Source organism: Catenulispora sp. GP43, from assembly GCF_041260665.1.
In the GTDB taxonomy this organism is placed as follows: Bacteria; Actinomycetota; Actinomycetes; order Streptomycetales; family Catenulisporaceae; genus Catenulispora.
The window spans coordinates 1-20,906 of sequence record NZ_JBGCCT010000019.1; the positions used below are offsets into that span (position 1 = coordinate 1).

A 20,906-nucleotide genomic window follows, 5' to 3' on the forward strand; every position below is an offset into this window, starting at 1 on the left:
CACACTGTTGAGTTCTCAAGAAACAGACGCCCGAACCACTCGACCCCGGAACCTTCGTTCCGATCGGCTGCGACCCGGCGTTGTCAGGTCTTGCTTTGTTTTTCTTTTTTCTTGTCTTGCTTCGCTTTAGATCTTAGCAGATCCTCTGCGTTTTCCGCAATTTCAGCCGGTTTTCATCAACCAGTGCTTTATTGCTTTTGCTTCGGGCGGGATTTAATGTCCCGTTCCTCGGCGGTTCCCAGACTGTATCGGACTCTGTGGCCGGCGACCAAATCGGCGCCGTCAGGGTCCTGATGCATCCGAAGACGCCGACACGGCACCTGCGGCGCTTCGCTGATCTTCAAGGAGACGATCAGAGCGTCGCACTTGCCGTGGTGGTTTTGTCGCTTCGAATGGCTACCCGGAGTGATCCCGCGATTGCGTTGATCCTACCTGGTGGGCAACGTCTAGTAACTATACGCGTGGCTGCCGTTCACGTCAAATTCACCATGATCGGCAGCCACAGCGGCAGCTCGAGACCAGGTCAGGCGGGGGTCAGTCCCCGACCTCGACCGAGCCCAGGGTCCGCTTCCCGCGCCGCAGGACCAGCCAGCGGCCGTGCAGCAGGTCCTCCTTCGTGGGTGTCTCGTCCTCGGCCTCGATCTTGCGGTTGTTCACGTACGCGCCGCCCTCGTTGATGGTCCGGCGGCCGGCGCCACGGCTGGCGACCAGGCCGGTGTCGGCGAGCAGCTGCGCGACCGGTACCAGTTCGGTGACCTTTGTGCCGGGCAGTTCGGCCAGGGCCGCGCGCAGCGTGGGCTCGTCGAGCTCGGCCAGGTCGCCCTGGCCGAACAGGGCCTTGGACGCCGCGATCACCTGCGCGGTGGCCTCGGCCCCGTGCACCAGCGTGGTGACCTCCTCAGCGAGCGCCTTCTGGGCCGCGCGCATCTGCGGCTTCTCCGCGGTCAGGCGCTCCAGTTCCTCGATCTCCTCGCGGGACCGGAAGCTGAACACCTTCAGGTAGCTGATCACCATGGCGTCCTCGGAGTTCAGGAAGAACTGGTAGAACGCGTACGGCGTCATCAAGTCCGCGGAGAGCCACACGGTGCCGGACTCGGTCTTGCCGAACTTGGTCCCGTCCGCCTTCAGCAGCAGCGGCGTGGCCAGTGCGTGCACCGAGACGCCCTCGGCCTTGTGGATCAGGTCGACGCCGGCGGTGATGTTGCCCCACTGGTCGCTGCCACCGGTCTGCAGGGTGCAGCCGTACTGCCGGTACAGCTCCAGGTAGTCCAGGCCCTGAAGGATCTGGTAGCTGAACTCCGTGTAGCTGATCCCGGCCTCGGAGTTCAGGCGCGCGCTCACCGCGTCCTTGGACAGCATCTTCCCGACCCGGAAGTGCTTACCGATGTCCCGCAGGAAGTCGATCGCGGTCATCGGGGCGGTCCAGTCCAGGTTGTTCACCACCCGCGCGGCGTTGGCGCCCTCGAAGGAGATGAACCGGGAGACCTGCTCGCGGATCTTCTCGACCCACTCCGCGACGGTCTCCTTGCTGTTCAGCGTGCGCTCGGCGTTCGGCTTGGGGTCGCCGATCAGTCCGGTCGAGCCGCCGACCAGGATCAGCGGGACGTGGCCCGCCTCCTGGATGCGCCGGGCGGCGATCATCTGGACGAGGTTGCCGAAGTGCAGGCTGGGCGCGGTCGGGTCGAAGCCCACATAGAAGGTGACCGGCCCGTCGGCGAACGCTTTACGCAGCGCGTCCTCATCGGTGGACAGGGCCAGCAGCCCGTGCCACTTCAGGTCCTCGACGATGTCGGTCACGGTTATCCCTCGCGGTCATCGCTAGTGGGTGGTCGGTGTCGGACACCAGCCTGCCGTATCGGACGCCGTACGTGCGAACGCGTTCCGGACTCAGGAGGACGTGGCGGAGCGGACCTTGGGCTTATGGGCCTTATAAGCGCTGACCGTCTTGTCCCCCTCGATCCAGAACCGCCAAGGGATTTCCGCAGCGGAGGACACCCCCACCCGCGGACCGGTCGCCACGGTGAAGTCGGCGGACTCCCGCGCCAACACGGTCAACGGACCCCCGTCGCACAAGTCGAGCCCGTTGTCCTCCCGTCCCAGCCCCAACGCCTTAGTGAGCCGTGCCGGGCCGCGCGCGAGGTCCCGATCGGAGGACCCGAGCCGCGCAGCGCGCGCCAGATCAGCTCCCTCGACGATCTCCCCGGCGCGGATGAGAACCGCCGAGCACTCCCCGTCGGGGCTACAGACGAAGTTGATGCAGTAGTGCATGCCGTAGGTGAAGTACACATACAGGAATCCCGGAGGCCCGAACATCACCTCGGTCCGCGCGGTCTTCCCCCTATAGCCGTGGGAAGCGGGATCCAGCGGACCGGCATAAGCCTCGACTTCGGTAATGCGCAGGACACGGCGGCCCTCCGCACTGTCCCGAACCAGCAGACACCCGAGAAGCTCCGGAGCGACGTCCTCAGATGGGCGGGAGAAGAACGAACGCGGCAGGACAGGCATGCGATGAGTCAATCACGCGCCACCCACGGCCTTCAGCGGTAACCGGACCCGTCAGCCACCGGACCCGTCAGCTACCGGTGCACAGCGCGGACAACTCCGCCGAGAGCCCTAAGCCCGTCTCCAGGTACGCCACGAACGTCACGTTGTTAAGCGCTCCCGGTGCACGGTGCTTCCGGATCAGCGCTATAGCGTCCGCCGCCGTATAGCCGCTCCGTATCAGCACCTCGGCGACGACCAGCCCCGACCGGTTCATCCCGGCCCGGCACCGCACCAGCACCCGTCGGCCGGCGGCGTAGTCCATGGCGGCCGAGGCCGCGAACTCGTCGACGGCACGGATCTGCCGCGCGGTCAGCACGTCGTCCGGCACCTCCAGCACATGGTGCTCGATCCCGGAACCCGGCCCGTACCCCTCCCTGAAGTGCAGGCTGTAGACGACGTCGAACTCGTCGGCCACCACAGCCGTCGTCCAGACCCCGTCCCCGTGGATGTACTCGTGGCCGCCCATCCACAGCCGCGGTGCCACCTCCGACCACGGCTCGCGCGGGACGTCGTCCCAGTCGCCGTGATCACCCCCGCGCCCCTTGGTCCGCAAAGCAAACTCCCCCTCCGTGAAAGAAACGCCTCACAGAATGCCGAATGCGTCGCTGGAAGACTACTCTCAGCGACGCATTCGGCGTGAAGTCGTCAGCGCGTCATCGGCGCCCGGCCCACTCCCGCTGCGCCGCGACGTCCGCCACCAGCGCCTCCAGCTGCTCGGCGACCCGCTTGGGCGCGGTCCCGCCGCGGCCGTCGCGCGAGGCCAGCGAGCCCTCGACGCTCAGCACCGTCTTCACGTCCGGGGTCAGCAGCGGCGAGATCTCCGCGAGCTGCTCGTCCGTCAGCTCCTCCAGCGTGATGTCGCGCTGCTCGCAGTAGCGCACCGAGCTGCCGGCCACCTCGTGCGCGACCCGGAACGGCACGCCCTGGCGCACCAGCCACTCGGCGACGTCGGTGGCCAGCGAGAAGCCCTCGGGGGCCAGGGCGGCCATCCGGTCGCCGTGCACCCGCATCGTGGCGATCATCCCGGTGAAGGCCGGCAGCAGCACCTCCAGGGTGTCCACCGAGTCGAACACCGGCTCCTTGTCCTCCTGCAGGTCCCGGTTGTAGGCCAGCGGCAGGGCCTTGAGCGTGGCCAGCAGGCCGGTCAGGTTTCCGATCAGCCGGCCGGACTTGCCGCGCGCCAGCTCGGCGATGTCCGGGTTCTTCTTCTGCGGCATGATCGAGGAGCCGGTGGCGAAGGCGTCGTCCAGGGTCACGAAGGAGAACTCCTTCGTGGTCCACAAGATGATCTCCTCGGCGATCCGGGAGACGTCGATCCCGATCATCGCGGTGACGAACGCGAACTCGGCGAACACGTCGCGCGAGGCTGTGCCGTCGATGGAGTTCGCGGCGCTGGCCGAGAAGCCCAGGTCGGCGGCGACGGCCTCGGGGTCCAGCCCGAGCGTGGAACCGGCCAGCGCGCCGGAGCCGTAGGCCGAGACGTCGGCCCGCTTGTCCCAGTCCCCCAGCCGCTGGGCGTCCCGGGACAGCGCCTGGGCGTGGGCCAGCACATGGTGCGCGAACAGCACCGGCTGCGCGTGCTGCAGGTGGGTGCGGCCGGGCATGGCCACGTCCAGGTGCGCCGAGGCCTGGTCGATCAGCGCCTGCTCCAGATCGGCCACCAGGGCGGCGATCTGCCGCGCGTGGTCGCGCAGGAACATCCGGCCCAGCGTGGCGATCTGGTCGTTGCGCGAGCGGCCGGCCCGCAGCCGGCCGCCGAGTTCGGCGCCGAGCTTCTCGATCAGGCCGCGCTCCAGCGCGGTGTGGCAGTCCTCGTCGGCGACCGTGGGCACGAAGGCCCCGGAGACCACGTCGGCCTCCAGCGCGTCCAGGCCGGCCAGCATCGCGGCCAGGTCCTGCTCGCTGAGCAGCCCGGCGCGGTTCAGGACGCGAGCGTGGGCCCGGGAGCCGGCCAGGTCGTACTGCGCCAGGCGCCAGTCGAAGTGCACCGAGGCCGACAGCGCGGCCAGTGCCTCGGACGGTCCGCCGGAGAAGCGGGAGCCCCAAAGCTGCGACTTGGGTGCCGGGTTGCTCATGTTCCTCGCCGTTTCGAAAGTGGGGTCTGTGAAGTCTGAAAGGAAAGTCAGTTCTCGGCCGCGGACAGCAGCTTCGCGGCCAGCGCCGCGCCGCCGTCGGGCGCGCGGCTGATCAGCAGCACCGTGTCGTCGCCGGCGATGCTGCCCAGGATCTCCGGGATCGGCGCCTTGTCGAAGGCGCTGGCCAGGAACTGCGCCGCGCCCGGGGGCGTGCGCACCACCACCAGGTTCGCCGAGGCCTCAGCGCTGACCAGCAGTTCGCCGAGCAGCCGGTGCAGGCGGTGCTCGAACACCGGCTCGGACTGCGCGGCCACCGGGGTGCGGTCGCCGCCCTCGGCCGGGATCGCGTAGACCAGGTTCCCGGCACCGTCACGCACCCGGACCGCGCCGAGTTCGTCCAGGTCCCGCGACAGCGTGGCCTGGGTGACCGACAGGCCGTCCTCGCCGAGCAGCCGGCCGAGCTCGGCCTGGGAGCGGACGGAGTGCCGCTCCAGCAGCAGGGCGATCCGCTGGTGGCGGGCGGTGCGGGTCTGCGGGACGGTGGCTTCGCTCATGCGGGGGACTCCAACAGGAAAGCAAGCAGGGCCTTCTGCGCGTGGAGCCTGTTCTCCGCCTCGTCCCACACCACGCTCTGCGGGCCGTCGATCACCGAAGCCGCTATCTCATAGCCCCGATACGCCGGAAGGCAGTGAAGGACTATCGCGTCCGGGGCACCGAGCGCCAGCGCGGCCTCGTCGAGGGCATAGGGCTTGAAGATCTCGGCGCGCGCCGCCTTCTCGTCCTCCTGCCCCATCGAGACCCAGGTGTCGGTGACCAGGACGTCGGCTCCGGCGCAGGCCTGGGCCACGTCGGTGGTCACCTGGACCGAGCCGCCGGTGGCCGCGGCGATGCGCTCGGCGTCGGCGACGATGTCCGGGCGCGGCAGGTATTCGGACGGGCCGCTGACGCGCACGTGCATGCCGGCGGTGGCGCCGCCCAGCAGGTAGGAGTTCGCCATGTTGTTGGCGGCGTCGCCCAGGTAGGTCATGGTGAGGCCGGCCAGGTGCCCCTTGTGCTCGAGCACCGTCTGCAGGTCGGCGAGGATCTGGCAGGGGTGGAAGTCGTCGGTCAGGGCGTTGACGACCGGCACCGAGGAGGCCGCGGCCAGCTCCTGGATGCGGGCCTGGCTGAAGGTCCGCCACACGATCGCCGCGACCTGCCGCTCCAGCACCCGGGCGGTGTCGGCGATCTCCTCGCCGCGCCCGAGCTGGCTGTTCCCGGAGTCGATGACCAGCGGGTAGCCGCCGAGCTGGGCGATGCCGACGCTGAAGGAGACCCGGGTGCGGGTGGAGGGCTTGTCGAAGATGACGGCGACCGCCCGCGGCCCGGCCAGCACCTGGTGCTCCAGCGGGGCCTTCTTGAAGGCGCGGGCCAGTTCCAGGACCCGCGCCTGCTCGGCAGGGCTCAGGTCGTCGTCGCGGAGGAAGTGGCGGACCATGGTTCAGGCGTCCTTCGGGGTGGCGGCGTTGGTAGCAGCGTTGGTAGCGGCGGCGTCGAGCAGGGCGGGCAGCGCGCTCAGGAACTCGTCGGCCTGGGCGGTGGTGAGGATCAGCGGCGGGGCCAGGCGGATGGCGTCGGGGGCCGGGGCGTTGATGATGAACCCGGCGTCCAGCGCGGCCTTGGCGACGTCGGCGGAGTACGGCCCGGTCAGCATGATCGCCAGCAGCAGGCCCTCGCCGCGCACTCCGGCGACGGCCGGGTGCTTCAAGGCGTTGATACCGGCGGTCAGGTGCGCGCCGACGGTGCGGACGTTGGCCATGATGTCGTCGCGCTCGATGGCGTGCAGCACGGCCAGGCCGGCGGCGCAGGCGACCGGGTTGCCGGCGTAGGTGGAGCCGTGCTGGCCGGGGCCGAGCAGGGTCGCCGCGGCGCCGAGGCCGACGCAGGCGCCGATCGGCATGCCGCCGCCGAGCCCCTTGGCCAGGGTGACCAGGTCCGGGACCACGCCGGTGCCGCTGTGCCCGAACCACTTGCCGGTGCGGCCGATGCCGGTCTGCACTTCGTCGATGATCAGCAGCGCACCGTGCCTGGCGGTGATCTCCCGGGCCGCCCGCAGGTAGCCGGCGCCGGCCGGGACCACGCCCTTCTCACCCTGGATCGGCTCGACGATGAACGCCGCGGTCTGGTCGTCGATCGCGGCTTCCAGGGCCGCGACGTCGCCGTAGGGCACGAACGTCACCTCGCCCGGCAGCGGCTCGAACGGCTCGCGGATCGCCGCCTTGCCGGTCAGCGCCAGCGCACCCATGGTCCGGCCGTGGAAGGAGCCCTCGGTGGAGACCATCTTGGTGCGGCCGGTACGCCGGGCGGCCTTGAACGCCGCCTCGTTGGCCTCGGCGCCGGAGTTGCAGAAGAACACCCGGGCGTCGGTGTCGTTGGCCTGGCCGAGCAGTTCCACCAGCCGTTCGGCCAGCACGATCTGCGGGGCGGAGGCGAAGAAGTTGGAGATGTGGCCGAGCGTGGTCAGCTGGGTGGTGACGGCCTGCACGATCAGCGGGTGGGCGTGGCCCAGGGCGTTGACCGCGATGCCGGCCAGCAGGTCCAGGTAGCGGCGGCCGTCGGCATCCCAGACGTAGACGCCCTCGCCGCGGACCAGCACCTTCTGCGGGGTGCCGAAGGTGTTCATCAAGGCCTCGCCGTAGCGCTCGGTCCAGGCCTGGCCGTATCCGGGCTCGACGACCGGCAGAGCGTCCTCGCCGAGCTGCTCAGTGTGTCCCTGTTCCGTCCTCACTACGGCGTTCATGCCGGCACCACCATCGTTCCGATCCCCTCGTCGGTGAAGACCTCCAGCAGCAGTGCGTGCGGCACCCGGCCGTCCAGCACGTGGGCGCGCGGCACTCCCCCGCGCACGGCCCGCAGGCACGCCTCCATCTTCGGCACCATCCCGCTGGCCAGCGTCGGCAGAAGTTCGGCCAGCTCGTCGGCGGACAGCCGGCTGATCACCTCGTCGGAGGCCGGCCAGTCCGCGAACAGGCCCTCGACGTCGGTGAGGACCACCAGCTTCTCCGCGCCGAGCCCGACGGCCAGCGCCGCGGCGGCGGTGTCGGCGTTGACGTTGTAGACGCCGGGGCCGTCGGCGGCGCGGGCGATGGAGGACACGACCGGGATGCGGCCGTCGTCCAGCAGGGCGTTGATGGCGCCGGGGTTGACGGCCTCGATGTCGCCGACCCGGCCGATGTCCACGGCGGCGCCGTCGACGACCGCGTGCCGTTTGACGGCCTTGAGCGTGTCGGCGTCCTCGCCGGACATGCCGACGGCGAAGGGGCCGTGCTCGTTGATGATCCCGACGATGTCCCGCTGCACCTGGCCGGTGAGCACCATGCGGACCACGTCCATGGTCTCGTCGGTGGTGACCCGCAGGCCGCCGGCGAAGCGGTGCTCGATGCCCAGGCGGTCGAGCTGGGCGTTGATCTGCGGGCCGCCGCCGTGCACGACCACCGGCCGAAGGCCCGCGTAGCGCAGGAAGACGATGTCCTTGGCGAACGCCGCCTCCAGCTCCTTGTCGATCATGGCGTTGCCGCCGAACTTCACCACGATGGTCTTGCCGTGCAGGGCCGACAGCCACGGCAGGGCCTCGGTGAGGATGCCGGCCTTGGCCAGGGCCTCGTGCTTGCGCGCGTGGGTCGCCTTGGTGCTCTGAACGGTGCTCACGAGGAGTACGCCGAGTTCTCGTGCACATACCCGGGCGTCAGGTCGTTGGTCCACACGGTCGCCGAGGAGGTGCCGGCGGCCAGGTTTACGGTGACCTTCACCTCGCGGCCGGTGAGGTCGACCAGGTCGCGGTCCTCGCCGACACCGCCGTCGCGGCAGACCCAGACGCCGTTGATGGCCACGGAAAGCTGGTCGGCCTCGAAGGTCGCACTAGTGGTACCTACGGCGGACAGCACCCGGCCCCAGTTCGGGTCGTTGCCGTACATCGCGCACTTGAACAGGTTGCTGCGGGTGACCGCCTTGGCGACCTGGACCGCCTCGTCCTCGGTGGCCGCCCGTACTACCTCCACGGCGATGTCCTTGGTTGCGCCCTCGGCATCGCCGACGAGCTGGCGCGCCAAGTCCGCGCACACGGTGGTGACGGCGGCCTGGAACTCGTCCGGGTCCGGGGTGGTCCCGGAGGCCCCGGAGGCCAGCAGCAGGACGGTGTCGTTGGTGGACATGCAGCCATCGGAGTCAACACGGTCGAAGGTGACGTTCGTGGCGGCGCGCAGTACGCCGTCCAGCGTCGCGGCGTCGGCCACCGCGTCGGTGGTGAGTACGACGAGCATGGTGGCCAGGCCCGGAGCCAGCATCCCGGCGCCCTTGGCCATCCCGCCGACGACGTAGCCGCTGCCCCGGGCCTCGGCGGTCTTGGCGACGGTGTCGGTGGTCATGATCGCGGTCGCGGCGTCCGGTCCGCCGTCGGCGGCCAGCGCTCCAGTGGCGGTCTTCAGCCCGGACAGCAGCGCGTCCATCGGCAGCCGGACGCCGATCAGGCCGGTGGAGCACACGGCGACCTCGGCGGCCGAGGCCTCCAGCAGCGCGGCGGCGTCCTCGGCGGTCTTGTGCGTGTCCTGGAACCCGGCCGGGCCGGTGCAGGCGTTCGCGCCGCCGGAGTTCAGGACCACGGCCTTGACCTCGCCGCCCTTGAGCACCTGCTCGGACCACACCACCGGGGCGGCCTTCACGCGGTTGGAGGTGAACACGCCTGCGGCGGCGGTCAGCGGGCCGTCGTTGACGACCAGGGCGAGGTCCGGGTTCCCGGAGGCCTTGATCCCGGCGGCGATCCCCGCGGCCCGGAAGCCCTTCGCGGAGGTGACACTCATTGTTCGGCTCCCACTTCCATGCTGTCTGTGGTGGTCACGGCGCGATCCCGACGGTGCTCAGGCCGGCGCCCTCCGGCAGGCCGAGCGCGAGGTTCGCGCACTGCACGGCACCGCCGGCGGTGCCCTTGGTCAGGTTGTCGATCGCGCCGATGACGACGGCCCGGCCGGACAACTCGTCGAACGCGACCTGGATCTGCACGTTGTTCGATCCCAGGACCGCCGCTGTGGTCGGCAGCTGGCCGGCCGGCAGGACGGTCACGAACGGCTCGTCGTCGTAGGCCTTCTCGTACGCCTGCCGCAGCTGCTCGGCGCCGACGCCCGGCTTCACCTTCGCGGTGCAGGTGGCCAGGATGCCGCGGGGCATCGGTACGAGCACCGGGGTGAAGGACACGGTGACGGCCTGACCTGCGACCGCGCCGAGGTTCTGTGCGATCTCCGGTGTGTGCCGGTGCACGCCGGCGATGTTGTACGCGGCGACGTTGCCCATGATCTCCGAGCCCAGCAGGTTCGGCTTCAAGGACTTGCCGGCGCCGGAGGTGCCGGTGGCCGCGACCACGACCACGTCCGGCTCGACCAGGCCGGCAGCGACGGCCGGGGCCAGGGCCAGCGAGGAGACCGTCGGGAAGCACCCCGGGACGGCGATCCGCTTGGCGCCGGCGAGCGCGGCGCGCGCCCCGGGCAGCTCGGGCAAGCCGTAGGGCCAGGTCCCGGCGTGCGCCGAGCCGTAGTACTTCTCCCACGCCTGCTCGTCGGCGAGCCGGTAGTCGGCGCCGCAGTCGACGATCAGGGTGTCCGGCCCCAGCGCCTCGGCGATGGCCGCGGACTGGCCGTGCGGCAGCGCCAGGAAGACGACGTCGTGCCCGGCCAGCGTCTCGGCCGTGGTGTCGGCGACCACACGGTCGGCCAGCGGCGCCAGGTGCGGCTGGTGCTCGCCCAGTCGCGTCCCGGCGCTCGCCCCCGCGGTGAGCGCGCCGATCTGGAAATCCGGATGTCCCAGGAGGAGCCGCAGCAGCTCCCCGCCCGCGTAGCCGGTCGCCCCGGCCACCGCCGCCGTGTACGTCATGTGCATGAGAATACGGAATACGGAAACTGTATGCAAAGCGCGTCTCGACCCCCGGACAGCGCACCTCCAGCTTTGGCGGCCCGCGTCCGGCGTGCCGCGGGAGTGCGCCGATCGGGGGACGCCCGGCGGATCCGGCCTGCTCCGCAAGGCCCGCGAGAAAGCCTGCGAACAAGCCCGCGAATCAGCGAATTGCCCAGGCCATGTCCGGTCCAATACTGTCCGGTTCCATGTCAGGCACACGGTTCGGCATCCTGGGTCCGCTGCTGGTCGAGGACCCTTCCGGACCGCGTCCGGTCGCGGCCGCGCGGCAGCGCGCGGTGCTGGCCGCGCTGCTGCTCACCGCCCCGCGCACGGTCGCCGCCGCGGAGCTGGCCGAGCAGGTCTGGAACCTGGAACCGCCCGCCGGGGCCGCCGGCACACTGCACAGCTACCTGAGCCGGCTGCGCGCCGCCCTGGGACCGCTCGGAGACCGGGTGCGTACGCACAGCTCCGGGTACACCGTCGAACTGCACGACGGGGAACTGGACGTCGACGTCTTCCGCGACCTGCGCGAGCGCGCGCGAGAAGCGGTGGCCCGCGCCGACCTTCAGAGCGCTACCGCCCTGTACACCCAGGCGCTGGCGTTATGGCGGGGCGCGCCTTTGGCGGACGTGCCGGGCGGGCCCTGGCGCGACGACGCCGTCCGGTACTGGGACGAGCAGGAACTGCTGACCCGCGAGGAGCTGTTCGAGGCCGAGGTCCGACTCGGGCGCGCGGCGGCAGTCATCCCGCAACTACGGGTTCTGGTCGCGGAGAACCCGTTCCGGGAGCGGCCGGCCGCCCTGCTGCTCGGCGCGCTCGCCGCGGACGGCCGCCGCGGCGAGGCGCTGACCGAGTACCAGCGCGTGCGGCGGGTGCTGGTCGACGAGGCGGGCATCGAGCCCGGGGAGCAGCTGAAGGCCGCGTTCCTGGAGATCCTGCGCGAGGACGAGGACCGGCCGGCCACGCCGCGTCTGCTGCCCGCCGACCTCGCCGACTTCACCGGCCGCGAGGACCAGTTGGCCGCCGTCGCCGAGGTCCTCACGGCGCCCGAGCCCGGCGACGCGCCGGCGGTCGTGGTGGTGACCGGCCCCGGCGGGATCGGCAAGACCTCCTTCGCGGTGCGGCTCGGGCAGCGGCTGCGGCCGCGCTTCCCGGACGGCCAGGTGTTCCTGCGCCTGGGCGGACTGCGCGCGCCCCGGCGTCCGGCAGAGTTGGTCGCCGAGGTACTACGGGCGCTGGGCGTCACCGACATCCCCGGCGATGCCGACCGGCGCACCGCGCTGCTGCGCGGCACGCTGGCCGACCGCCGGGTGTTGCTTGTACTGGACGACGCCACCGACCCGGCGCAGATCCGGCGGCTGCTGCCGGCCAGCGCCCCGGCCGCGGTGGTGGTCACCAGCCGGCGGCGGCTGCCGGGGCTGGCCGGGCAGGTGCCGGTGGAGCTGGGACGGCTGCCCGCCGACCAGGCCGCGGCGCTGCTCGGGCGCATCATCGGCGCCGAGCGGGCCGGGGCGGAGCCCGCGGCGCTGGCGCGGCTGGTCGAGGCGTGCGGCGGGCTGCCGATCGCGCTGCGGATCTGCGGCGCGCGGCTGGCGCAGCGGCGGGGACGCAGCATCGCCTCGCTGGTCTCACGGCTCGAGGCGGTCGGGCAGCGGCTGGAGGGGATCGACGCGCTGCAGGGCACGCCGAACCCGAGTCCGAACCCCAACCCGAACCCGAACCCGAACCCGAACCAGACCTCCTACCCGAGCTACAACGACAACGACGACATCGCCGCAGGTGACGCCCAGCGCTCAGCACTGCGCGGCCCGCTGGAGGAGAGCTACCTGGCGCTCAACTACGGCGCCGCCGGCCGCGACGTCGACCTGGCCCGTGCCTTCCGGCTGTTGAGCCTGATCGGCGGCGAGCGTTTCAGCCTGCCGGCCGCCGCGGCGGCGTTGGGCCTGGACGAGTTCGACGCCGACTCCGCCGTGGAGCACCTGGTCCAGGTCTCGCTGCTGGAGGCGGCGGCGCCGGACCGGTTCGCGTTCCATCCGCTGATCCAGGAGCTAGCACGGGAACACGCAGCGGCCACCGACCCTGAGCAGGCGCGCGCCGAGGCGGTGCGGCGCTGGACGTCGTGGTGCCTGGCCGGCGCGGCCGTCGCGGACCGGCTGTTCGACCCGAACCGGCCCAGGCTCGCGTGGGAGGCGTGGATCCCGGATGCCTCCCCCGCGCCGTTCGCCGGTCTTCCCGAGGCCGGCGACTGGTTCGACCGCGAGTCGGCCGGGCTGCTCGAAGCCGCCGCCGCGGCCGCCGCGGCCGGCGACCACGCGACGGCCGCGGCCCTGCCGCTGGTCCTGCTGCACGGCTTCCGGATCCGGGGCCGCGTGGAAGAGCTCGAAGAACCGCTGCGGGCCGCAGTGGAGGCGGCAGTCGAGCTCGGCGAGCCGGAAGTAGCCGGCGTGCAGTTGAACAGCCTGGCCATCGTCTACGGCGCGCTCGGGCGGTTCGATGAGGCGATCGCGACGTTCGCCGAAGCCGTCCCGCACTACGAGTCGGCCGGGCTCGCCGAGCGCGTGGCGCAGGCCCGGATCAACGCCGCGATCACCGTGGCGCAGAGCGGCCGGCCCGCCGAGGCCGCCGAGCGGCTGAAGGACTCCCTGGCCGAGCTCGACGCGCTGCCGGCGACGCCGCTGCTGTCCAGCCTTCAGGTGTCGGTGATGCTCGCGCTGACCGAGGCGCTGCGGGATTCGGGGGATCCGCAGGCGGCCCTGGAGCTGTACCCGCGGCTGCTGGCCGCGGCCGAGGCCGTCGGGGACACCCCGCGCCTGGCCATCGCCTGGGGCAACCTCGGCAAGCTGCACGCGAAGAACGGCCGCGCCGAGGAAGGCGTCCCGTGCATCGACAAGGCGCTGGAGCTGCACCGCTCGATCGGCAACCGGGACGGCGAGGGCTACGCGCTGTGGGCGCTGGGCGAGGCGCGCGCGATTCTGGGGCAGAAGGACCGCGCGCGCTGCGCGTGGTCCGAGGCGCGCGAGATCTTCCTGGCGCTCGGACGGCACGGCTACGCCGCCGATCTCGCGCAGTCGATCGCCGAGCTCGACGAGCCGGCCCCGGCCCCGAGTACGTCCGGCGCATCCGACACGTCCGAGACATCTGTGGCCTGAGCCGGCGCCTGCCACGACACCCCGGTTCGGCCAGCCCCCTCCGACCGGCCGACCCGGTATACGTGCGCAGACCGCGGTCTGCCCGCCGCCCCACGACGGGCAGACCGCGTGCTCAGGCCCCCCTGGTCCCAGCGGCCCCCGATGCGGATCCGTTGGAACCCTCCCCTACCAGGTCCCGTTGTGTTCCCTGGTTGTCACCAATTCTGGGCGGGCACGCTTGCGTTTGGCTTGCGCGGCGAGTGCGCCGTGCAAGAACGCGGTGACGAAGGGGATTGCGCCATGATCATCAGGGTGTGGCGGGGCTGGACCACGCCGGGGAACGCCGACGCCTACGAGGCACTGCTGCGCGAGGAGATCACCGGCGAGTCGGTCGACGGCGAGCAGACGCCGGGGATGCTCGGGATCGACGTCATGCGGCACGACCCGGACCCGACCGACACCGGAACACCGTCCGAGGTCGAGTTCAGCACCATCATGTACTTCTTCGACTGGGACTCCGTCCGCGCCTTCGCCGGCCAGGAAACGTACGCCGCGGTCGTCCCCGAAGCCGACCGCGCCCTGCTGACCCGATGGGACACGCAGTCACGGCACTATGACCTGCTGTCGCGCAACGGGCAGTGGAAAACCCTTGCGGAGGGCTGATCCCGGCGCAAGGATCATGACGTATGACCCAACCCGCTGAACCCGACAAGGCCCTCGCGCCAGGCGTCCTGCCGCCGGACACCATCGACCTGGACGGCTTCCACCTGCGCCGTCCCACCGCCGAGGACACCGAGGCCCTGCACGAGGCCGTGAAGGCCAGCTTCGCCGAACTGCACCCGTGGATGCCCTGGTGCACCGAGCCGGTGGAGATCGAGGCGCAGCGCGGGTTCATCGAACGCTCCGAGACCAGCTGGAGCACACAGACCGCGTTCAACTGGCTGATCGTGGACGCCGGCGGCCACCTGATCGGGACCATCGGCCTGATGGACCGGATCGGCCCCGGCGGCCTGGAGATCGGCTACTGGCTGCGCAGCGACGCCACCGGCCGCGGCGTGATGACCCGCGCCACCGCCCGCGTCACCGACATCGCCCTGGCCCTGCCGGGCGTGGAGCGCGTGGAGATCCACTGCGACGCCGCGAACGTCCGCAGCGCCGCGGTCCCCCGCCGCCTGGGCTACCGCCTGGACCGCGAGGCCCACACGGAGCCGACCGCCCCCGGCGAGTCGGGACTGAACCAGTACTGGATCACGCCCTGAAGCAGCCCGGGGACGAGGCGGCGCACGCGGCGATGGCGGACGCCACCGACGCGGCGGACGGGCCCGTCGTGTACCTGCTGGCCGGGCTGACCGGCTCCGGGAAGACGACGTACGCACGGCGCCTGGAAGCCGAAGGCGCCCTGCGGCTGTCGGTCGACGAAGAGGTCTTCGCCCGCCACGGCCGCCACGGCATCGACTACCCGGAGCAGGAGTACCCGCAGCGCGAGGCACCGGTGCTCCGGGACATCGAGCGCCGCCTGGCCGAAGCGGTCCGGGCGGGCCGCTCGGTCGTGCTGGACTACGGCCTGTGGCTGCGCACGGAGCGCGACGCGTACAAGAAGCTGGTCCAGGACGCCGGCGGCCGCTGGCGCCTGATCTACCTGAAGGTGGAACGGGCCGAACTGCTGCGCCGCCTGACCGAGCGCAACGCCCGCGAGGACGCCAACGCACTGACGGTGACCCCTGCGATGCTCGACGCTTTCTTCGCCCGGTTCGAGGAGCCGGTTGGCGAGGGCGAGCAGAGGCTCTAGCATCTGTCCGAGCACCACGGCGACGGCAGCCCGAACGGCGTGGTGTGGCTGCCGGTCGCCGACGTCGTCGCCCTGCACGCCGAGCTCGGCTCCCATAAGGACGCGCCGATCCGCCCCGGGATCGCCATGGACGCCCCCGGCGGGCCGACGCTGTCCGTCATCGACCCGTACGGCAACATCCTGCGATTCGCGCAGCCCGGCTAGGCCGGGTCCCCCGCGGCCCGCGAGAGCCGCGTGAACGACATCCGCCAGTTGTGCACCCACGTCTGGCCGCCGTCGAAGGAGAACGCCTGCTCCCACTGCGCGCTGTCGGCGTCGAACACGTCCCAGTCGAAGCGCACCTCGATCGGCTTGCCGGCCACCGCGTCAGTGCCGTGGAACACCCCGTGCGTGCCCGTCCATCGTCCGACGACCGGCGGGTCGAGGTGGCCGGGGGCCGCGGTGGAGGTCCAATAGATGCTCCACTGGCCGGCCTCGGGGTCGAACAGGCGCAGCGACATGCCCTGGAAGCTGCTGCCGTCGGGCATCTTGTCGATGGTCAGGTTGTCGACGTTGCCCAGGACGCCGAGGGTCTGGCGCATCCACTGCACGCCGTCGAACTCCACCCACTCGGTGCACTCCGGGTCGGCCATGGCGGCGAGCTTGCGGTGGTGGACGTTCCAGGTGCCGGCCAGGAAGTCGAAGTCGTGGCGGCCGTCGTCGATCAGGTTCTCGCTCGTGGTCATGACTCCACGATGGACCCCCTCCCCTGACATCTCTTGTCAGTGATCTGCCGGAACTTTCGAAGGATCGAGGCATCGAAGGATCTTGCGCTCGGCCCACGCCGCATCCTATCTTCTCGATGTATCGAACCGATACATCGAGAAGATACAAAGGAGCCTGTGCGATGCGACGGACGAACTACGACACGGAGCAGTACCAGGACTACGCACGCGGCCGCGCCCTCACCGAGGAGCAGATGCGAACGTGGATCGAGGCCTTCAGCGCCCTGCTGCCCAAGGGACGCCCGCTGGCCGGACTGGACGTCGGCTCCGGGACCGGCCGGTTCACCCCGGCGCTGGCCGGCGCCTTCGGACCGGTGACCGGGATCGAGCCGTCCGTGCGCATGCGCGAAGTGGCGCAGTCACAGTCCCAGCACCCTGACGTCCGCTACCTGGCCGGCTCCGCCGAGGACATCCCGGTGCCCACCGACAGTGCCGACTACGCCGTCCTGCTGCTGTGCTGGCACCACGTCCAGGACAAGCCGAAGGCGGCACGCGAACTAGCCCGGGTCGTGCGACCCGGCGGACGGCTGATCATCCGCTCCGGCTACGGCGACCAGATGCCCTGGATCTGGTGGCTGGAGCATTTCCCGAACGGCTTCGAGAAGGACGCTGTGCTGTTCCCGCCGCTGCACGAGGTCATCGAGACCTTCACCAGCTCCGGCTGGCGCGTGCGCACCTTCGGCCCGGTCACCGAACCGTCCCCGGGCACCTACCGAGAGATGCTCGAGCGGCTGCGGCTGCGCACCCACACGATCTTCGGCCACTTCACCCCCGAGGAGACCGCGACCGGCTTCGAGGCCCTGGAGCGGGCCGTCGCGGCCGACCCGGACGCGCCCGCGCCGGCCGAACCCGCGACGCTGCTGAGCTTCGAACGACGCTGAGGCTCGACCAACGACGAGCCACGAGAAGGAGGCCGGGTCCCGCGCGCATGCGCGGAACCCGGCCTCCTATTCCGATCTCAAACCCCTACGATCCCTAGGCCCCTGAGCCCATGAGCCCCTAAGGCCCTAAGACCGCAGCACCGCCCCGGTCCGCGTCCCGGCCAGCGCCACCGCGCTGTCCCGGGCCGCACTGGCCTCCTCAGCGGTCAGCGTCCGGTCCGCCGCGCGGAAGCGCAGCGCGAAGGCCAGCGACTTGCGCCCCTCGCCGATCCGCTCGCCGGTGTAGACGTCGAACAGCCGCACCGACTCCAGCAGCGTGCCCGCGCCCTCGCGCAACGCCGCCTCGACCTCGTGCTCGGCCACCGCGGCATCCACGACCAGCGCGACGTCCTGGGTGGCGACCGGCATCGCGGAGATGCTCGGGGCCTGCGTCAGGACCTCCTCGGCCGGGATCATCCGGTCCAGCTCCAGCTCCATCGCCGCGGTGCGCGGCGGCAGGCCCAGCTCCGCCACCACCCGCGGGTGCAGCTCGCCGGCGTGGCCGACCAGGCGGCCGTTGACCGCCAGCCGGGCGCAGCGGCCCGGGTGCCAGGGCTCGTGCTGGTCCTGGGTGACCTCCAGCTCGACCCGGCACGCGTCGGCGATGATCCGCGCGGCCTGGACCGCGTCCTGCCAGCCGGCCGGACGCCCGGCGCCCCACCAGCCCGCGGGCTCGCGAAGGCCGGAGAGCACCACCGCGACGCGGCGCGGCTGCACCGGCAGCGCGGCGTCCAGCGAAGCCAGCTCGGCATCGGTCGGACGGCGCTCGACCGTCAGGCGCGGCGCCATCGCGGCGGCGTCCTTGCGCGGCCGGAACACCAGGCCCTGCTCGAACAGCGCCAGGTCCGCCGAGCCCCGGCCGACGTTGCGCCGCAGCGCCGCCAGCAGCCCCGGCAGCAGCGTCGTGCGCATCGACGGCTGCTCCTCGGAGATCGGGTTCGCCAGCACCACGGTGTTGCGGCGCGGGTCGTTCTCCGGCAGCCCGAGCGCGTCCAGGTCAGCCTGCCCGATGAACGGGTAGGCGATGACCTCGGAGTAGCCGGCCGAGGCCAGCGCCGTGCCGACCCGGCGGCGGATCCGCTGCTCGTGCGTGTAGCCGGTGCCGGCGGCGGCCTTGGGCAGCGTGGAGGGCAGCCGGTCGAAGCCCTCCAGCCGGATCACCTCCTCGGCCAGATCGCTCGGGTCGCGCAGGTCTGGGCGCCAGCTCGGCGGGGTGACCACCAGGTCGGCGTCGCCGGAGGGCGTGAGGTCACAGCCGACCTCGACAAGCCGGCGCTCGACCTCCTGCCGGGTGTAGTCGACCCCGGCCACCCGGCCCGGGTACGTCCAAGCGATGGTGATCGCCGCCGGCCGGACCACCTGTCCGACCACGGTGACCCCGCCTTCGAGCGCGGTGCCGCCGGCCAGCTCGACCAGCAGGTCCACCACGCGCTGCGCCGCGGCGGCGGCCGTACCGGGGTCCGTGCCGCGCTCGAAGCGCTTGGAGGCCTCGGAGAACAGCTTGTGCCGCCGCGCGGTCTTGGCGACCGAGGTGGCCTCGAAGTGTGCCGCCTCGACGACGACCTCGGTGGAACCGTCGTGGATCTCGGTGGAGGCCCCGCCCATGACGCCGGCCAGGCCGATCGGCCCGGAGTCGTCGACGATCAGCAGGTCCGTGGCCTCCAGCTGCCGCTTGACCCCGTCCAGGGTCTCCAGCACCTCGCCGGCGGCCGCACGCCGCACCACGATCGGCCCGGACAGCCGGGAGCGGTCGTAGGCGTGGATCGGCTGACCCAGCTCCAGCATCACGTAGTTGGTGATGTCGACGATCAGCGAGATCGGCCGCATCCCCGACATCTGCAGCCGGCGCTGCATCCACAACGGCGAGGGCGCCTGCGGGTCGATGCCGGTCACGGTCCGCGCCACGAACACGTCGCAGCCGGCCGGGTCCTCGACCACGACCGGGTGGCCGTTCGCGCCGGGCTCCGGCACGGCCAGGGCCGCCGGGTCCTGGAACGGCACGTCGAACCCGGTCGCCGCCTCCCGTGCGATCCCGCGCAGGGACAGCGTGTAGCCGCGGTCCGGGGTGACCTCGAACTCGATGACCTCGTCGTCCAGGCCCAGGTAGGCGATCGCGTCCGCGCCGACCGGGGAGTCGGCCGACAGCACGATGATGCCGTCGGCCGCCTTTGAATCAAGCACAGCATCGCCCATGCCCAGCTCGCGCGCCGAGCAGATCATGCCGTTGGAGTCCCGGCTGTAGGTCTTGCGCGCGGCGATGCGGAAGTCGCCGGGCAGCACCGCGCCGGGCAGCGCCACCACCACGTGGTCGCCGACCGCGAAGTTGCGGGCGCCGCAGACGATCAGCTGCGGGTCGGCGGCCGAACCGGGGCCCTCGGCGTCCGCCGTGACCACGACCTGGCAGTGCCGGATCGGCTTCTTGAACCCGGTCAGCTCCTCGATCGCCGCGACCCGGCCCACGACCAGCGGCCCGGTCAGGCCCTCGCCGACGCGCTCGATGGTCTCCAGCTTGCCGCCGCCGGTCTGGGTCAGCTTGTCCGCGACCGCGAAGGCTGTGGTCCCGTCCGGCAGTGCGACGTAGTCCTGCAGCCAGGAGTAGGGGACGTGCATCAGATCTCCATCCCGAACGGGAGCGTGAAGCGCACGTCTCCCTCGATCATGTCCCGCATGTCCTGGACGTTGTTCAGGAACATCAGGCTCCGCTCAAGACCCATCCCGAAGGCGAACCCGCTGTAGCGCTCGGGGTCCACGCCGCACGCGATCAGCACGCGCGGGTTGACCATGCCGCAGCCGCCCCACTCGATCCAGCCCTCCGAGCCGCAGGTGCGGCAGGGGTTGTCCGGGTCGCCCACCGAGGCGCCCTTGCACACGAAGCACTGCAGGTCCACCTCGGCCGAGGGCTCGGTGAACGGGAAGAAGTGCGGACGCAGCCGGGTCACGACACCGTCGCCGAACATCGCGGTTGCCCAGTGGTCCAGCGTGCCCTTCAGGTCGCCCATCGTCAGGCCCTCGTCAACAGCCAGACCCTCGATCTGGCTGAACACGGGGGTGTGCGTGGCGTCGAGCTCGTCGGTGCGGTAGGTGCGGCCGGGGGAGACGGCGTACACCGGCGCGCCCTGCTCCAGCAGCGTGCGGGCCTGAACCGGCGAGGTGTGGGTACGCAGCACCAGCCCGCTGGTCGCACCCTCTTCCTTGCCCGCGACGAAGAACGTGTCCTGCAGGTCGCGCACCGGGTGGTCCGGCGGGAAGTTCAGCGCGTCGAAGTTGTACCACTCGGCCTCGACCTCGGGGCCGTCCACCACCTGGTAGCCCATGGCCACGAAGATGTCCGCGATCCGCTCCTGGATCGTGGTCAGCGGGTGGCGGGCGCCGCGCGGGGCGCGGTCCCACGGCAGCGTGACGTCCACGGCCTCCTCGACCAGGACCCGCTCGTCGCGCTCGGCCTCCAGCTGCTGCTGCCGCTGGGCCAGCGCGTTCTTCACCGCGCCGCGGGCCTCGCCGATGCGCTTGCCGGCCTCGGCGCGGGCGGCCGGCGGCAGCGCGCCGATCTCCCGGTTGGCCAGCGCCAGCGGGGCGCGGTCGCCGGTCACGGCGATCTTCACCTGGTGCAGTTCGTCCAGCGAGCCCGCGGCGGCGATCGCGGCCAGCGCGTCGGCCCGGTGGCGGGCGACCTCGTCGGGCTTCACCGCCTCGACTTCCACCGGGTCGTACGACTTGTTCGGTGCCGACATGTTGTTGTTGTCTCCATGGATTAATGGCCCCGCGAG

At 71.4% G+C, this 20,906-nt stretch carries 19 protein-coding genes; 6 read left to right on the forward strand and 13 right to left on the reverse strand.

Annotation, left to right across the window (positions count from 1 at the left end; translation table 11 throughout):
- Positions 1-534: 534 nt before the first annotated feature.
- From tyrS to argC, 10 genes are all read right to left on the reverse strand, one after another.
- Positions 535-1,797 (reverse strand): tyrosine--tRNA ligase, encoded by a 1,263-nt coding sequence (tyrS, locus tag ABH926_RS32300; protein ID WP_370369701.1) that lies wholly within the window; start codon positions 1,795-1,797, stop codon positions 535-537.
- A gap of 90 nt (positions 1,798-1,887) precedes the next feature.
- Positions 1,888-2,505, reverse strand: a complete 618-nt coding sequence (locus tag ABH926_RS32305; protein WP_370369702.1) for a DNA-3-methyladenine glycosylase — start codon at positions 2,503-2,505, stop codon at positions 1,888-1,890.
- 67 nt (positions 2,506-2,572) lie between these two features.
- A complete protein-coding gene (locus tag ABH926_RS32310; protein WP_370369703.1) occupies positions 2,573-3,097 on the reverse strand; it encodes a protein phosphatase in 525 nt (174 codons plus the stop codon).
- A 100-nt stretch (positions 3,098-3,197) separates the two neighbouring features.
- Positions 3,198-4,619 carry an argininosuccinate lyase gene (gene argH, locus ABH926_RS32315; protein ID WP_370369705.1) on the reverse strand — a complete coding sequence of 474 codons (1,422 nt, stop codon included), beginning with the start codon at positions 4,617-4,619 and terminating at the stop codon, positions 3,198-3,200.
- A 47-nt stretch (positions 4,620-4,666) separates the two neighbouring features.
- Positions 4,667-5,173, reverse strand: coding sequence for an arginine repressor (locus tag ABH926_RS32320; RefSeq protein ID WP_370369706.1), 507 nt, complete (start codon positions 5,171-5,173; stop codon positions 4,667-4,669).
- On the reverse strand, positions 5,170-6,096 hold the full coding sequence (gene argF, locus ABH926_RS32325; RefSeq protein WP_370369707.1) for an ornithine carbamoyltransferase: 927 nt from the start codon (positions 6,094-6,096) through the stop codon (positions 5,170-5,172). Before argF ends, ABH926_RS32320 begins: the two co-directional genes overlap by 4 nt.
- 3 nt (positions 6,097-6,099) lie before the next feature.
- Entirely contained in the window at positions 6,100-7,398 is a 1,299-nt protein-coding gene (locus ABH926_RS32330) for an acetylornithine transaminase (RefSeq protein WP_370369709.1), read from the reverse strand.
- Positions 7,395-8,306, reverse strand: coding sequence for an acetylglutamate kinase (argB, locus tag ABH926_RS32335; RefSeq protein WP_370369710.1), 912 nt, complete (start codon positions 8,304-8,306; stop codon positions 7,395-7,397). Before argB ends, ABH926_RS32330 begins: the two co-directional genes overlap by 4 nt.
- Positions 8,303-9,454 carry a bifunctional glutamate N-acetyltransferase/amino-acid acetyltransferase ArgJ gene (argJ, locus tag ABH926_RS32340; protein ID WP_370369711.1) on the reverse strand — a complete coding sequence of 384 codons (1,152 nt, stop codon included), beginning with the start codon at positions 9,452-9,454 and terminating at the stop codon, positions 8,303-8,305. The genes argB and argJ overlap by 4 nt, the downstream gene beginning before the upstream one ends.
- Positions 9,455-9,488: 34 nt before the next feature.
- Complete coding sequence (argC, locus tag ABH926_RS32345) at positions 9,489-10,517, reverse strand: N-acetyl-gamma-glutamyl-phosphate reductase (RefSeq protein WP_370369712.1); 1,029 nt, start codon at positions 10,515-10,517, stop codon at positions 9,489-9,491.
- 227 nt (positions 10,518-10,744) lie between these two features.
- Between argC and ABH926_RS32350 the strand changes: the two genes are divergently transcribed.
- From ABH926_RS32350 to ABH926_RS32370, 5 genes are all read left to right on the forward strand, one after another.
- Complete coding sequence (locus ABH926_RS32350) at positions 10,745-13,687, forward strand: BTAD domain-containing putative transcriptional regulator (RefSeq protein WP_370369713.1); 2,943 nt, start codon at positions 10,745-10,747, stop codon at positions 13,685-13,687.
- Positions 13,688-13,966: 279 nt separating this feature from the next.
- Positions 13,967-14,329, forward strand: a complete 363-nt coding sequence (locus ABH926_RS32355) for an antibiotic biosynthesis monooxygenase (RefSeq protein WP_370369714.1) — start codon at positions 13,967-13,969, stop codon at positions 14,327-14,329.
- A gap of 23 nt (positions 14,330-14,352) precedes the next feature.
- A complete protein-coding gene (locus tag ABH926_RS32360) occupies positions 14,353-14,925 on the forward strand; it encodes a GNAT family N-acetyltransferase (protein WP_370369715.1) in 573 nt (190 codons plus the stop codon).
- A 32-nt stretch (positions 14,926-14,957) separates the two neighbouring features.
- Complete coding sequence (locus tag ABH926_RS32365) at positions 14,958-15,455, forward strand: AAA family ATPase (protein WP_370369716.1); 498 nt, start codon at positions 14,958-14,960, stop codon at positions 15,453-15,455.
- Between the two features lie 3 nt (positions 15,456-15,458).
- Positions 15,459-15,659 (forward strand): glyoxalase superfamily protein, encoded by a 201-nt coding sequence (locus ABH926_RS32370; RefSeq protein ID WP_370369921.1) that lies wholly within the window; start codon positions 15,459-15,461, stop codon positions 15,657-15,659.
- Here the strand turns inward: ABH926_RS32370 and ABH926_RS32375 are convergent.
- Positions 15,656-16,180, reverse strand: a complete 525-nt coding sequence (locus ABH926_RS32375; RefSeq protein ID WP_370369717.1) for a hypothetical protein — start codon at positions 16,178-16,180, stop codon at positions 15,656-15,658. The two genes, ABH926_RS32370 and ABH926_RS32375, sit on opposite strands and share 4 nt — an antisense overlap.
- A gap of 161 nt (positions 16,181-16,341) precedes the next feature.
- Here ABH926_RS32375 and ABH926_RS32380 point away from each other — a divergent pair, with 161 nt between their 5' ends.
- Positions 16,342-17,100 (forward strand): class I SAM-dependent methyltransferase, encoded by a 759-nt coding sequence (locus ABH926_RS32380; protein WP_370369718.1) that lies wholly within the window; start codon positions 16,342-16,344, stop codon positions 17,098-17,100.
- A 126-nt stretch (positions 17,101-17,226) separates the two neighbouring features.
- Here ABH926_RS32380 and pheT read toward each other — a convergent pair whose 3' ends face one another.
- Both pheT and pheS read right to left on the reverse strand, forming a co-directional pair.
- Positions 17,227-19,749, reverse strand: a complete 2,523-nt coding sequence (gene pheT / locus ABH926_RS32385; protein WP_370369719.1) for a phenylalanine--tRNA ligase subunit beta — start codon at positions 19,747-19,749, stop codon at positions 17,227-17,229.
- A complete protein-coding gene (pheS, locus tag ABH926_RS32390) occupies positions 19,749-20,870 on the reverse strand; it encodes a phenylalanine--tRNA ligase subunit alpha (protein WP_370369720.1) in 1,122 nt (373 codons plus the stop codon). Before pheS ends, pheT begins: the two co-directional genes overlap by 1 nt.
- Positions 20,871-20,906: the final 36 nt, after the last annotated feature.